This is a genomic window from Stenotrophomonas sp. I18B00994 (assembly GCF_014145825.1).
Lineage (GTDB): Bacteria > Pseudomonadota > Gammaproteobacteria > Xanthomonadales > Xanthomonadaceae > Stenotrophomonas > Stenotrophomonas maltophilia.
This window is the reverse complement of the sequence record NZ_JACIUW010000015.1, coordinates 90,548-104,096: the sequence shown is the minus strand read 5'-3', so window position 1 is coordinate 104,096 and position 13,549 is coordinate 90,548. Positions and strand designations below refer to the sequence as shown.

Genomic DNA, 13,549 nt, shown 5'->3' with positions numbered 1-13,549 from the left:
ACTGGGCCCGTTCCGCCGACGCGACCAACGCTCCTCCCGAACTTCGCGCTCTGCTGATGGATCCTCGACGGCGTCGCGATTGCCGGCCAGCGGCCGGCACTACCGGAGCGGTGCGGTAGATCCACGCCATGCGTGGATGCACCCCCACCCGGTACAATCACCGCTCTGTTTTCCCCCAAGCACCGGAGCGACCCATGTCCCGCCAGATCATCAACACCGAAAAGGCCCCCGCCGCCATCGGCCCGTACTCGCAGGCCGTGCGCGCCGGCAACACCGTGTACTTCTCCGGCCAGATCCCGCTCGACCCGGCCACCGGCGACATCGTCGGCGCGGGTGACGTCGAAGCACAGGCCCGCCGCGCCTTCGACAACCTCAAGGCCGTGGCCGAAGCCGCTGGTGGCTCGCTGGACAAGGTCGTGCGTCTGGGCCTGTACCTGACCGATCTGGGCGAGTTCGCCAAGGTCAACGCGGTCATGCAGGACTACTTCCAGGCCCCGTACCCGGCCCGTTCCACCATCGAAGTCTCCGGCCTGCCGAAGGGCGCCAACTTCGAGGTCGACGCGGTGATGGTCATCGACTGACCGCCACGTGGCACGCAAGGCGGCGGTCACCCCGGTCCTGTCACCGTCCGGCGAAGCATCCCTGGCGATGCTCGCGGGCGTCGGTCCGGCCGTGGCCGCCAAACTGCAGGCGCGTGGCCTGGCTACCCTGCAGGATCTCTGGCTTCATCTGCCGCTGCGCTATGAAGACCGGACCCGGCTGACCCGCATTGAAGACCTGCGCAACGGCGTACCGGCGCAGGTGGAAGGGCGGGTGGTCGCGGTCGAGCGCGGCATGCGCTACCGGCCGATGCTGAAAGTGGCGGTGGAAGACGAAGGGCGGGGCACTTTGGTGCTGCGCTTCTTCCACTTCCGCCAGCAGCAGGTCGGCCAGTTCGCGGTCGGCAACCGGCTGCGCTGCTTCGGCACGCCCAAACCGGGCCAGCTCGGCCTGGAAATCGTCCACCCCAGCTACCAGGTGCTGGGCCGTAACGACGATCCCGAACTCGGCGACCGCCTCGACCCGGTGTATCCCACCGTCGAAGGCGTCGGTCCGATGACCATGCGCAAGCTGATCGGCCAGGCGCTGGACCGCCTGCCCGAGGAAAGCGCGCTGGAACTGCTGCCCAGCGGCTGGCTCGATGGCCTCGGCCTGCCGTCACTGCGCAGCGCGCTGCTGACCGTGCACCGGCCGCCACCAGATGCCGATCTAGCCGCGCTGGCCGCCGGCACCCACCCGGCGCAGCGCCGCCTGGCGATGGAAGAGCTGCTGGCCCACCACCTCAGCCTGCGTCGCCAGCGCATCGCGTTGCAGGCGCACCATGCGCCGCCGCTGGCCGGCCCCGGCAAACTGGCCAAGGCGCTGCTGAAGCAGCTGCCGTTCGCCCTGACCGGCGCACAGGCGCGCGTGTTCAAGCAGATCCGCGAGGACCTCGCGCGGCCCAGCCCGATGCTGCGGCTGGTGCAGGGCGACGTCGGTTCCGGCAAGACCGTGGTCGCCGCGCTGGCGGCGATGCTGGCGGTGGAGCAGGGCAAGCAGGTTGCATTGGCTGCGCCCACCGAACTGCTGGCCGAACAGCATCTCAACAACCTGCGCGGCTGGCTGGAACCGCTCGGCGTGCGCATCGCCTGGCTGGCCGGCAAGGTCACCGGCAAGGCGCGCGCCAAGGTGATGGAGCAGGTCGCCAGCGGCGAAGCGCAGGTGGTGGTGGGTACCCACGCGCTGATGCAGGAGGCGGTGGTGTTCCAGGATCTCGCCCTGGCCATCGTCGACGAGCAGCATCGCTTCGGCGTGCACCAGCGGCTGGCGCTGCGCGACAAGGGCGCAGGCGGCAACAGCGTGCCGCACCAGCTGGTGATGACCGCAACACCGATTCCGCGCACGCTGGCGATGTCCGAATACGCCGACCTGGATGTCTCGGCCATCGACGAACTGCCGCCGGGCCGCACCCCGGTGCAGACCGTCGCATTGAACAACGATCGTCGCCCGGAGCTGATCGAGCGCATCGCCCTGGCCTGCCAGGAAGGGCGGCAGGTGTACTGGGTGTGCACGCTCATCGAGGAAAGCGAAGAGCTGGACGCTACGCCCGCGCAGGCCACCTACGAATCGCTGCAGGCGCTGCTGCCCGGCGTACGCGTGGGGCTGGTGCATGGCCGCCTGAAAGCTGCGGAAAAGCTGGCCACGATGGTGGCGTTCAAGGCCGGGCAGATCGACCTGCTGGTGGCGACCACCGTCATCGAAGTGGGCGTGGACGTACCGAACGCCTCGTTGATGGTGATCGAGAACGCCGAACGCCTCGGCCTGGCCCAGCTGCACCAGCTGCGCGGCCGTGTTGGCCGCGGTTCGGCGGTGTCGCGCTGCGTGCTGCTGTACCAGGCACCGCTCTCGCAGATGGCACGCGAGCGCCTGCAGACCATGCGCGAAACCAACGATGGTTTCGTCATTGCCGAAAAGGATCTGGAACTGCGCGGCCCCGGCGAACTGCTCGGCACCCGCCAGACCGGCCTGGCCGGTTTCCGCATCGCCGACCTGGCCCGCGATGCCGGCCTGCTGCCCGGCGTGCACGACCTGGCCGAGCGCCTGCTGGCCCAGCAACCCACGCTGGCCGACCGCGTGGTGCAGCGCTGGATCGGCACCGCCGTGCGTTACGCCTCGGCGTAAGTGGCGGGGTCAGAGCCCTTTGCACAGCAAAGGGCTCTGACCCCATTCCCGGGATGCTCATCCACGCATTGCATGGATGTGTCGACCAAGGTCGACACCTACCAACAGCGGTAGCGATCTGTCGAAGGCGGGGTGGGTCCGGTTGCGGGGGTGTCCGCGGCATGGATGCCGCGGCCAAGCCCCCAAGGATGGGTTTACGGCGTCCCCCGCAACCGGACCCACCCCGCCATCCCCCAGGAAACCCGCTTTTGCCGTTGCTCTGGCGTTTGTCGTTGATTCGGCGGGTGCAGGGCGCAGCCCTGCCGAACCCCACCCCCCGTACTTGCAATGGTCATCATCCCGGTCCACACTTCGTTGCCGATCTGAAGACGGCAACGATGACCCACAAGATCCCGCTGTTGATCGACACCGACCCCGGTGTGGACGACGCCCTGGCCCTGCTGATGGCCTTCGCCGATGAACGGCACGACGTGGTCGCCCTGACCATCGCCGCCGGCAATGTCGGCCTCGAATACACCGTCCGCAACGCCCTCAAGCTCTGCGACATCGTCGGCCGCGCCGACGTGCCGGTGTTTGCCGGCAGCCCGGATCCGCTGCTGCATCCCTCCGTTGACGCTGCCCACGTGCATGGCCGTGACGGCTACGGCGACGTGGACCTGCCGCCGCCGAGCCGCCAGGCTGAAGCCGAACACGCCGCACTGGCCATCCTGCGCCTGTCGCACGAGCACGCCGGCGAACTGATGCTGGTGATGCTGGGCCCGCTGACCAACCTTGCCCTGGCACTGAAGCTGGACCCGACCCTGCCCGAGCGCATCAAGCGCATCGTGGTGATGGGCGGCGCGGTCACCTGCCACGGCAACATCACCCCGGCGGCCGAATTCAACATTGCGTTCGACCCGGAAGCGGCGCACGTGGTGTTCACCTCGTTCAAGCACCTGCTGGTGTCGGACTGGGAGGCCACTGTCGCCCATGGCCTGCCGCTGCAGGACGCCGAGAAGTGGCTGCAGGCCGATTCCGATCGCGCCCGCTTCTACGAACTGATCTCGCGCAAGACCCGTGGCCTGTCCGAAGACAGCAAGGGCGGGCGCTGGTACACCGCCGATGCGGTGGCCATGGCCTGGGCGCTGAACCCGGAAGGGCAGCTGCGGGTCGAGTCGCGCCCGCTGAACGTGGAGCTGAACGGCACGTTCAGCCGCGGCGCCACCATCGTCGACTGGAACCGCCAGACCGGCCAGCCGGACAACTGCGATCTGCTGATGGCCTACGACCAGCAGCGTTTCGAGGCCCTGGTGCGCCAGGCCCTGGGTGCGGACTGACGTCGATTGACCGGCACCGGTTGCCCCGGGCGGCAACCGGTGCTTATAATGCCGCTCTTGACCACCAGCCCATTTACGGTGTGAGCCCATGAAGGCCGATATCCATCCGAACTACCGCGACGTCGTCTTCCATGACGTCACCTCCGATTTCAAGATCCTGACCCGCTCGACCATGGCGACGAAGGAAACCATCCAGTGGGAAGACGGCAACGAATACCCGCTGGTCAAGGTTGAAATTTCCTCGGCTTCGCACCCGTTCTACACGGGCAAGCACAAGGTCATCGACACCTCGGGCCGTATCGACAAGTTCCAGAAGCGCTACGCGCGCTGATCTGTCGATCCAGCTTCGAACCAACGGCCGCGCTCTGCGCGGCCGTTTGTTTTTCCCCAACGCCAACCCAACGGGCGTTTGGATGGACGGAACACTGCGTTCGTGTGACAACGCTTTTGCCGATCCGGGCCGCTCAACGGCCGGTGTCTGGCTGCCTGTCGTATACGACTTCTGTCTAGCGCCGGGCAAATGCTGCTGTGCGATAATGACCTGATCCCCGGCACAGGCCGAGGACGTCATTCACGTGCCTGACCAATGCGCTTGGGCAGGCGCCTTCCCATGAAGGAGCGCACACAGTGTCCGATCTTGATCAGGTCACGCTCAACGCCGGCGACAAGTCGGTCGTTCTGCCCGTCATCAAACCCACCCTTGGCAACGACTGCGTCGACATCGCGAAGCTGACCAAGGAAACGGGGTATTTCACCTACGATTCCGGCTTCACCGCGACGGCCAGCTGCAAGTCCGCCATCACCTACATCGACGGCGACAAGGGCGTGCTGCTGTACCGCGGCTACCCGATCGAACAGCTGTCGGAAAAGTCGAGCTACGTCGAAGTGGCCTACCTGCTGATCAACGGCGAGCGCCCGAGCGCCGAGCAGCTGAAGGCCTTCACCGATGAGCTGACCGCCGAAGCCAACGTCGATGAGTCGATCAACACCCTGATCGGCAGCTTCGCCAAGGATGCCCATCCGATGGCGATCCTGGCCGCTGCAATCGCGCAGCTGTCGGCCATCTACCACGACTCGCTGGACCTGTCCGACGCCGAACAGCGCCGCCAGGCCGCCGTGCGCCTGATCGCCAAGGTGCCGACCCTGTCGGCGCTGATCTACCGCCACGGCAAGGGCCTGCCGGCCAACAAGCCGGACACCTCGCTGGACTACGTCAGCCGCTTCCTGAAGCAGACCTTCGAGTCGGCTGACGGCCAGTACGACCTGAACCCGGACGTGGTGAAGGCGCTGGACCTGCTGTTCATCCTGCACGCCGACCACGAGCAGAACGCCTCGACCTCGACCGTGCGCCTGGTCGGTTCGACCGGTGCCAACCCGTACGCGTCGGTCGCCGCTGGCGTCACCGCGCTGTGGGGTCCGGCCCACGGCGGTGCCAACGAAGCCGTGCTGAAGATGCTGGAAGAGATCGGCACTGCCGACAACGTCGAGTCCGCCGTGGTCAAGGCCAAGGACAAGACCTCCGGCTTCCGCCTGATGGGCTTCGGCCACCGCGTCTACAAGAACTTCGACCCGCGCGCCAAGGTCATCGGCGAGATGACCAGCAAGGTGCTCAAGCAGCTGGGCGTGCAGGATCCGCTGCTGGACGTGGCCGTGAAGCTGGAACAGGCCGCCCTGCAGGACGAGTACTTCGTCGCCCGCAAGCTGTACCCGAACGTCGATTTCTACAGCGGCATCATCTACAAGGCGCTGCAGATCCCGACCGAAATGTTCACCGTCATGTTCGCCCTGGGCCGTACCTCCGGCTGGGTCTCGCATTGGCTGGAACAGCAGGTTGATCCGGAAATGAAGATCGGCCGTCCGCGCCAGGTCTACACCGGCAGCGACGTGCGCGACTACCAGGGCTGATCGCCCCGCGTGAGTTGTGAGAAGAACGCCCCGCATCCGCGGGGCGTTTTTTTGGGGCGGACCTGGTAGGTGCGGACCGTTGGTCCGCACGATTTCGGCGCCCGCGAAAAATCATCCACGCACGGCGTGGATCTACCACCGCAACCGCCTTCGGTAGGTGCCAACCTTGGTTGGCACGCGCTTCATCGCGCCAAGACCGCGTGATTCAAGGGTCTCACCAGCTTCACAAGCGCTCGCGCAGCCTCAGGACGCCAGCTGCATCCGCAGCACCTGAAATGGAGCGTCCATCCCGATGAATACCCGATTCGACCCACCCGAGCGCGGACCGCTCGGCCCTGACGTCGCCGCCGTCGTCACCGCCCCGATCGTCGCCCCTCCCAGCGAAAGCGCCGTTTCCTGGGGCGCGATCTTCGCTGGCGCCACCGCTGCCGCTGCACTCTCCCTCATCCTGCTGATCCTCGGTGTCGGCCTCGGCCTGTCGTCGGTGTCGCCATGGTCGTTCGAAGGCGTCAGCAAAGAGACCTTCGGCTGGTCCAGCATCACCTGGCTCACCTTCACCGCACTGGCCGCCTCCGGCCTGGGCGGCTACCTGGCTGGCCGCCTGCGCACCAAATGGACGCAGATCCATGGCGATGAAACCTATTTCCGAGATACCGCGCACGGCTTCGTGTCGTGGGCCGTGGCCACGCTGCTGACTGCGGGCCTGCTGACCTCGGCCATCGGCGGCGTGCTGGGCGCCGGTGCAAAGGTGGCGGGTGCCACTGCAGGCGCTGCCGCATCCACGGCCGGCGTTGCCGCCGCAGGTGCCGGTAGCGCTGCCGGCGCGGCTCCGGAAGGCGACCTCAACTACTGGGTCGATTCACTGTTCCGCAGCGCGACCAGCGCAGGGCCGTCTGATCCGACAGCGCCGCCGCCGGGTGCGCCGATGGATCCGAATGCTCCCTCGCCGCCGCCGCCGGCCGCTAGTGTCGGCCCGCGCGACGCGCGCATGGGTCCGCCGCCACGCCCGATGCCGGGCAACGGCCCGGTTGGCGACCGCCGCGAAGTCCGCGCCGAAGTGAACCGCATCATCGTCAACAGCCTGCAGGGCGAGGGCCTGGACCCGGCCGACAGCCAGTACCTCTCGCAGCTGATCGCGCGCGAGACCGGCATGAGCCCGGCCGAAGCGCAGGCCCGTGTGACCGATGTGCAGACGCGCATGCGTGCCGCGCTGGAGAAGGCAAAGACCACCGCCAAGCAGGCGGCCGACGATGCCCGCAAGGCCGCAGCGTATGCCGCGCTGTGGCTGTTCATCACCCTGCTGATCGGCGCGTTCTTCGCCAGCCTCAGCGCCACCTGGGGCGGCCGCCGCCGCGACCTTTGAACGAGGAGACCTGCCATGAAAATGATTCTGCTCTGGCTGTTGGGCGTGCCGATTCCGCTGCTGATCCTGTACGCAATCTTCTTCTGAGATTGCATCGTTGAGTGGGACCCGTCAGGCCGCCGCACGGCGGCCTGATGCCATCCCGTCGTGCGTGAGCATGTGTCTGCAGCGTCGAGTCCTGCTCGACGCTACAAAAGCAAGACGCGGCAGCTGAACTACGACTCCGCATACCGGCTCGGCGAACACCCCAGCGCACGCCGGAAGGCCGCAGAAAATGCGCTCGGAATCATTCCTGAAAGACGTGTCGGGTCCACGATGAATGGTTTCTGACATTGGATGTCGTTTTCACATCTTTTCGGAGTTATTGCGTGGGCGCCACAGTCGAGACGAAGGAAGCTGTGGGCACCTATCCCTGCATGGACAACACCATGAACCGACGACTCACCCTTGCGCTCATCGCCACCACGTTGAGCCTGCTCAGCGCTGGGGCCTTTGCCCAGTACACCGGCCCGGGCGCCACCCATGCCGTCACCACGGTTGCCGAGGCGCGCGCCCAGCGTGACGATCAGCCGGTGGTGCTGCGGGGCACGCTGGTGGCCAGGATCGGCCACGAGCGCTACCGCTTCAAGGACGCCACCGGTGAGATCGATGTGGAAATCGACGACAAGGATCTGCCCAGCCACCAGGCCGTCAGCGCGACCACCGTGGTGGAGCTGCACGGTGAGGTGGATACGCACCGCTTCAAGCCCATCGACATTGATGTGGAGTACGTCGCCGTGGTGCCTGCGCATTGAAGGTCGTTCGCGATTTCTACACGTAGCGTCGAGCCGTGCTCGACTCATGCGCACACGGTGCGCCTCAAGCGACAGTCGAGTATCGCTCGACGCCACAAATGCAACGCAATGAGGTTTCTTGCATTCAAGTCGTGAGGAAATTTGCATAATCCTCAAACATTGAAAGCCCTCAAGAATTCTTCTTAACGTCCAGCTATTTAGGAATCGTTGCATGGCCTGCGTGCGGTAGGCCTACCTACCATTCTCTCGTCGCCCGTGACCACCTCCACGGGCGGCGCCTCCCTCCCTTTCTCCTTGGGGAGGGGGGCTTTCAAATTCCCCCTGTCCGAGAGAGACACACATGCACGCCATTCTGAAGAAGGCCACGCTCGCTGCAGCGCTGGCCACCGTTTCGCTGTCCGCCCATGCCTTCGACGCCGACATCAAGGTCTGGGCCAACGTCGACCCGACCCTGGCCCTGCTGAAGGCCGATGGCACCGCGCTGGACTCCGTCGTGAACCTGGTCCACAACCCGGTCAGCGGCCTGGTGCCCTGGACCCAGCAGGTGCGCATCTACTCCAACGACGAAGACAAGGACATCGAAGTGCGCGTCGGCAGCGCCCCGCAGCTGCTCAATACCGATGGCAGCGGCGCCCCGGTACCACTGACCGTCAGCCTCAACGGCAAGGCGCTCACCGTGGCCGCACAGGACTTCACCGCCTCCGACCTGTTCGACGGCGCGCTGCCGGGCGCATCGATCCCGATGCCGCTGCGCATTGCGCAGACCACCCAGGCGCCGATCGCCAAGGGCGGTACCTACGAAGGCATCGTCACCATCGCCATGCAGCAGAAGACCGCCAGCCCGTAAGGCGCCCGCGCCGGCCCGCATCCCGGGCCGGCCGCTTCCGGTAACACCCCCATGAAATTTCCCGCACCCGCCGTCACCCGGCTGGCGGTCGCGCTCGCCCTGTCGTTGGCCACGCCCCTGGTCGCGGCGCGAGGCGTTCCCGCCGGTTTCGAGGATCTGGTCGAAGGCCAGACCGAACAACTTGAGGTGCGCCTGTTCGGTCGCTCGACCGGGCTGGTGCCGGTGCGCGTGACTCTGGAACACGTGCAGCTGGAAGCCCCGGCCGATGCGCTGCAGGCATTGCAGCTGCCCGCCGAGGCACAGGCCGCGTTGTTGCCAGCGCTGTCGCAGCCGCTACCGCGCAACAGCCATCTGGCCTGCCGTTACGGTGGCGCCAGCGCCGGTTGCGGTTACATCGATCCCCCCGAAGAGCCCACCGCCGTGCGCGCGCTGTATGACGAAGGCGAGGGCGCCGTGCGCCTGTTCGTCGCCCGCCAATGGATTCCCGGCGAACCGGCCGCCGAGCGCTACCACCAGGTCAGCGCCAATGCCGAAAATGCCTTCCTGCACCAGCACACGCTCAACGTCAGCGGCGGCCGCGGCTACCAGTCGCTGGCCGCGCAGGGCATGGGCGCGCTGGGCGTGTTGCAGCGCGGGCACCTGTCTGCCGATTGGACCTTCAGCCAGCAGCACTATCGCGGCGGCCGCGCCAACCGCGACTTCCAGCTGGACAACGCCTATTACCGCCATGACCTGGGGCAGCAGCACTACCTGCAGGCCGGGCGCATGGACCGCCGCAACCTGAGCAGTCCGCAGGGCGGCACCTTCAGCTTCAGCATGCTGCCGATGGACCGCTTCCAGGGCCTGCGCCTGGGCACCACGCAGGCCTACGTGGATTCGGCGGCCGCCGTACAAGCCACGCCGCTCACCGTGCTGCTGGCACGCGATGCACGGGTGGATGCGTTCGATGGCGAGCGCCTGCTGCAGACCTTCTACCTGCAGGCCGGTATCAACCAGCTCGATACGCGCCGGTTTCCGCTGGGCAACTACACCGTCACCCTGCGCATCTACGAAGACGGCGTACTGGTGCGCAGCGAGGACGCGCCATTCGACAAGGGCGGTGACTGGACCGACAGCAGCGTGCAGTGGTTCATGCAGGGCGGCCGCCGTAACGAGCGCCGCAGCGACCGTTTCAACGACGAGCTGGCAGCGATGGCCGGCCTGCGCGTGCCGGTATCGCGCAACGTGGCAGTGACGGCCGGCATCGCCGACCTCGGCGGCTTCAGCTATGGCGAACTGCGGCTGGACCTGCGCCATGTGTTCGCCACCCAGGAGATTCGCGGCACCTTCAGCGGCATGCACGGCAGCGATGGCAGCCGTGGCCAGCAGCATCAGCTTTCGTATCGTCGCCGCGCCTCGTGGAATGTGTACCACCAGCGCATGCGCGGCCGTGCCTGCCAGTTCGAGGACGACGCACGCGACCGGCTCGGTTGTGCTGATTCGCTCAGCGCCTCGATGGCGCTGCCGGTGGCGGGCGGCAACGCCTACGTGGCCTACACCCGCCGTCAGACCTGGCGCGCAGGCACGCTGCAGCCGGGGCTGGGGGATGACCCGCTGGCCGGGCTCGACCCGCTGTTGCCGCCGTGGGTGCCACAGCCCACGCGCGTGCCGCAGCTCAGCCGCACCTGGCAGGCCAGCTACAGCCGCAGCCAGCGCTGGGGCGAGTTCAGTGTCTCCAGCCGCATCGGCGTGTGGCAGCAGACCAGTGGCGGCGGCCTGCGCGATGGCCGCGACCGCGGCATCTATTTCAACGTCAGCCTCAACCGCCTGCAGCGCGGTGATCGCGGTAGCTCACAGCGCCGCTACGGCCTGGATGTGCGCCAGCCGCAGCATGCACGGCCGGACGTCAACTACAGCGCCGGTCAGACCCTGCGCCAGGAATACGAAGACCAGTACCGCGAAGTGTCGGGCGAACTGCGCGGCAACAACAACGAACGCTACAGCGCCACGCTCAGCGGGCAGCTGCAGAACCGCATCGGCCAGACCGGCGCCACGGTATCGCGCTACCAACACCAGGGCGGCAACGAGGTGGCGTACAGCGCTACGCACAGTTCCGGCCTGGCCATCGGCTCGCGCGGGCTGTACTGGGGCGCAGGCGTGGGCGCCGATGCCGGGCTGGCGGTGCAGGTGGATGGCACCGACGACCTGGACCTGACCGGCGTTGCCGCCGAACTGCAGGTGGGTGGACTGCGCCGGCAGCGGCTGAAGCTGGGCGAACGCCGCCTGCTGCCGGTGTCCGCCTACCAATCGCACCGCGCCGAAGTGCAGGACGCCAGCGCACTGGACAGCATCGCCGCGGTGCGTGTGAGCGGTGTGGGCGGTGCGCGCCCGCTGTTCCTCTCGCCCGGGCGGCTGGTGCGCATGCCGGTGCCGATTGAAGTGACCTACACCTTCATCGGCAACGCCCACGACATCGCCGGCGCACCGCTGCGCGGCGCCCGCATTCTCAATGCGCCGGTGCCCGGCACCGGCAACAACGGAGGCTTCGTGGCCGACTTCCCACGACGCGAGAAGACCCTGTACCTGCTGCAGGACGACCGCCTGCTGCACTGCCCGCTGCAGGTGCGCGAGCGCCGCAGCGTGGTGATGCTGGTGGGTGCCGTGCAGTGCGAACCGCTGGCCGTGGCGCAGCTGCCTGCCAACATCCGCCATCAGGCACGGGTGACGCGACTGCTGCAGGAGCAGGCATTGATTGCCGCCACGCCGCAGACCGCGGCAGCGGGAGGTGCGCAGTGAACCGGCGGGTGTGGTGGGTGATGGTGGTGTTGTGTGCGCTGGTGGTACTGGCGCCGCGGGCGATGGCGCAGCGGCCGCCGGAAACGCATCCGACGAGTGAGCATCGCGACATCGTGATGAGCTGGGATCGCGCTGCGATGCCCGGGGATATCGAGTTGTGGGCACCGAGGACTGTGCTTGGCTATGAGACAAGTTCGACGCGCTACGGATCGCTGCATCTGACTTGCCGATCGTCAACTGACGCAGCTCAAGGGCGGTGCCCTACTATCGGCAATGCGCTCGATACAGGAAGGGGCGCGGTGACGATTCGTGCCACCGAGAAGCGTTCGGGATTGGTTGAGGAAATACAGCTTCTTGGTTTTCTCGCGAGAGCAATGCCTGGGCGAGCTTGCTCAGGTGACTTCTGGGGCCAGGCAGAGCTTCCGCCATGGTCTTCCTCTTCAGCTGAGTGTGGGCAGGAGTGGCCGATAGGCACAGGCGCCCATTTGGAATTGCCGGGTTCCGAGATTGAAAGGCTTGTGGCTGGAACTTGGGAGGCAGTTGCCTTCCTCGACCTGCATGAAGCGGTCAACGGACCAGTGCTTGCGACCTACTCATTCAAGTTCGACTTCACCATCACCGACTACAACGCGGTCTCCATCTACTTCCCGCTCTTCGATCAGGTCACCCCGCACGTCGGGCTGAACCTGCAGTACGACCCGATTGCACAGACCGTCGGCGGCCGAACCCAACTCGACATGTGCCTGTATGACGGTCTGGGCTCGCAAAGCCAGTACCTGGGCGTCACCGTGCGCGACAGCGGGCCGCGTCCTCCGGGGCCTTCCGGCTATTCGGTCTGGCATACCGACGGCGGCAGTGACGCTACGCAACGCGTGGACTACACCGTCACCCTCGATCACAACGGCAGCGCCTTGCCCATGCGCAACGGTGTGGAGCAGCTGCTGCATGGCATCGATACCGCAAAGCTGCGCCTGGTGCTGTTACCCGGCATGACGCAGCCGGTGTTCTGCGTGCCCACGCCTTTGACGCTGGATACCCCCCGTGTGCCGGTCAGCAGCAAACGCCCCGGCTATTACGACGGCGATCTCAAGGTGGAACTGCGCGTTCCCACTGTCACGCCCTGATTCCCATGGAGCCCCCGATGAAGCCTCTCATTCGCTGCCTGCTTCCCTTGTCGCTGCTGATGGCGATGCCTGCCCACGCCAACCTCACCGTGCACCCCATGCGCACATCGGTAGACGTGAAGAAGGGCGCGCAGATCCGCATCTATTCGCAGTCCACCCAGCCGCAGTACGTGCAGGCTTCAATCAAGCGCATCGTCAATCCTGCCGGTGCAGACGAACAGGAGGTTGAGGTTGAGCCCGGCGAAGCGGCCATCGCCATCACCCCCGGAAAGTTCGCGCTGGCCGGTGGTGGCAATCGCCTGATCCGGGTGATTCCGCTGCAGCCGGTCGAGAAGGAAACCGCCTACCGCGTGTATTTCGAAGGCGTGCGTGGCCCTGAAGGGATCGAACGCGCAGGCGAGGGCGAGCGTGCACAGGCCAACATCGGCGTCAGCCTGGTCTGGGGGGCGCTGGTCAATGTGCTGCCCGCGCAGCCTGCCATGGCGGTACAGGTGGAAGGCAATCGCCTGCGCAACACCGGCACGGTGCGCGTAGGCATCACCAGCATCGCCGACTGCGATGGCGCGCGCTGCACCGCGCACGATGTGTCGCGAAGCCTGTACCCCGGCAGTGCGTTGGAGCTGCCGTTCCCCGTGCAGCCGGGACACACGTTGCAGATGCGTTACCGGCTGACCCGCGATGGCTATCGCGAGCACGTACAGACCCTGGCGCCCAGCGCCGGTTGA

General features: G+C 66.6%; 11 protein-coding genes. All 11 read left to right on the top strand.

The window, feature by feature from the left end; translation table 11 throughout:
* Positions 1–194 precede the first annotated feature (194 nt).
* The 11 genes from H4O10_RS16230 to H4O10_RS16180 all read left to right on the top strand — a co-directional run bounded on the left by H4O10_RS16230 (position 195) and on the right by H4O10_RS16180 (position 13,549).
* Positions 195–581, top strand: coding sequence for a RidA family protein (locus H4O10_RS16230; RefSeq protein ID WP_005410875.1), 387 nt, complete (start codon positions 195–197; stop codon positions 579–581).
* 7 nt (positions 582–588) lie between these two features.
* Entirely contained in the window at positions 589–2,700 is a 2,112-nt protein-coding gene (gene recG / locus H4O10_RS16225; RefSeq protein WP_033834946.1) for an ATP-dependent DNA helicase RecG, read from the top strand.
* A 377-nt stretch (positions 2,701–3,077) separates the two neighbouring features.
* Complete coding sequence (locus tag H4O10_RS16220) at positions 3,078–4,016, top strand: nucleoside hydrolase (RefSeq protein ID WP_021203710.1); 939 nt, start codon at positions 3,078–3,080, stop codon at positions 4,014–4,016.
* 88 nt (positions 4,017–4,104) lie between these two features.
* Entirely contained in the window at positions 4,105–4,347 is a 243-nt protein-coding gene (locus tag H4O10_RS16215) for a type B 50S ribosomal protein L31 (RefSeq protein WP_005410871.1), read from the top strand.
* A 296-nt stretch (positions 4,348–4,643) separates the two neighbouring features.
* On the top strand, positions 4,644–5,921 hold the full coding sequence (locus tag H4O10_RS16210; protein WP_049453347.1) for a citrate synthase: 1,278 nt from the start codon (positions 4,644–4,646) through the stop codon (positions 5,919–5,921).
* 292 nt (positions 5,922–6,213) lie between these two features.
* Complete coding sequence (locus H4O10_RS16205) at positions 6,214–7,284, top strand: hypothetical protein (protein ID WP_088470124.1); 1,071 nt, start codon at positions 6,214–6,216, stop codon at positions 7,282–7,284.
* Positions 7,285–7,712: 428 nt separating this feature from the next.
* A complete protein-coding gene (locus H4O10_RS16200; RefSeq protein WP_033834960.1) occupies positions 7,713–8,078 on the top strand; it encodes a NirD/YgiW/YdeI family stress tolerance protein in 366 nt (121 codons plus the stop codon).
* A 340-nt stretch (positions 8,079–8,418) separates the two neighbouring features.
* Positions 8,419–8,925 (top strand): CS1 type fimbrial major subunit, encoded by a 507-nt coding sequence (locus tag H4O10_RS16195; protein WP_049432660.1) that lies wholly within the window; start codon positions 8,419–8,421, stop codon positions 8,923–8,925.
* Between the two features lie 51 nt (positions 8,926–8,976).
* Complete coding sequence (locus H4O10_RS16190; protein WP_049453341.1) at positions 8,977–11,700, top strand: TcfC E-set like domain-containing protein; 2,724 nt, start codon at positions 8,977–8,979, stop codon at positions 11,698–11,700.
* Positions 11,697–12,824, top strand: coding sequence for a CfaE/CblD family pilus tip adhesin (locus tag H4O10_RS22350; protein ID WP_262089240.1), 1,128 nt, complete (start codon positions 11,697–11,699; stop codon positions 12,822–12,824). The genes H4O10_RS16190 and H4O10_RS22350 overlap by 4 nt, the downstream gene beginning before the upstream one ends.
* A 17-nt stretch (positions 12,825–12,841) precedes the next feature.
* Positions 12,842–13,549, top strand: coding sequence for a pilus assembly protein (locus tag H4O10_RS16180; protein ID WP_049453337.1), 708 nt, complete (start codon positions 12,842–12,844; stop codon positions 13,547–13,549).

Excerpts from the sequence above, each read along its gene's own strand:
- H4O10_RS16230 (WP_005410875.1), top strand. The coding sequence starts at position 195 with ATGTCCCGCCAGATCATCAACACCGAAAAGGCCCCCGCCGCCATCGGC.
- H4O10_RS16220 (WP_021203710.1), top strand. The coding sequence starts at position 3,078 with ATGACCCACAAGATCCCGCTGTTGATCGACACCGACCCCGGTGTGGAC.
- H4O10_RS16215 (WP_005410871.1), top strand. The coding sequence starts at position 4,105 with ATGAAGGCCGATATCCATCCGAACTACCGCGACGTCGTCTTCCATGAC.
- H4O10_RS16205 (WP_088470124.1), top strand. The coding sequence starts at position 6,214 with ATGAATACCCGATTCGACCCACCCGAGCGCGGACCGCTCGGCCCTGAC.
- H4O10_RS16200 (WP_033834960.1), top strand. The coding sequence starts at position 7,713 with ATGAACCGACGACTCACCCTTGCGCTCATCGCCACCACGTTGAGCCTG.
- H4O10_RS16195 (WP_049432660.1), top strand. The coding sequence starts at position 8,419 with ATGCACGCCATTCTGAAGAAGGCCACGCTCGCTGCAGCGCTGGCCACC.
- H4O10_RS16190 (WP_049453341.1), top strand. The coding sequence starts at position 8,977 with ATGAAATTTCCCGCACCCGCCGTCACCCGGCTGGCGGTCGCGCTCGCC.
- H4O10_RS16180 (WP_049453337.1), top strand. The coding sequence starts at position 12,842 with ATGAAGCCTCTCATTCGCTGCCTGCTTCCCTTGTCGCTGCTGATGGCG.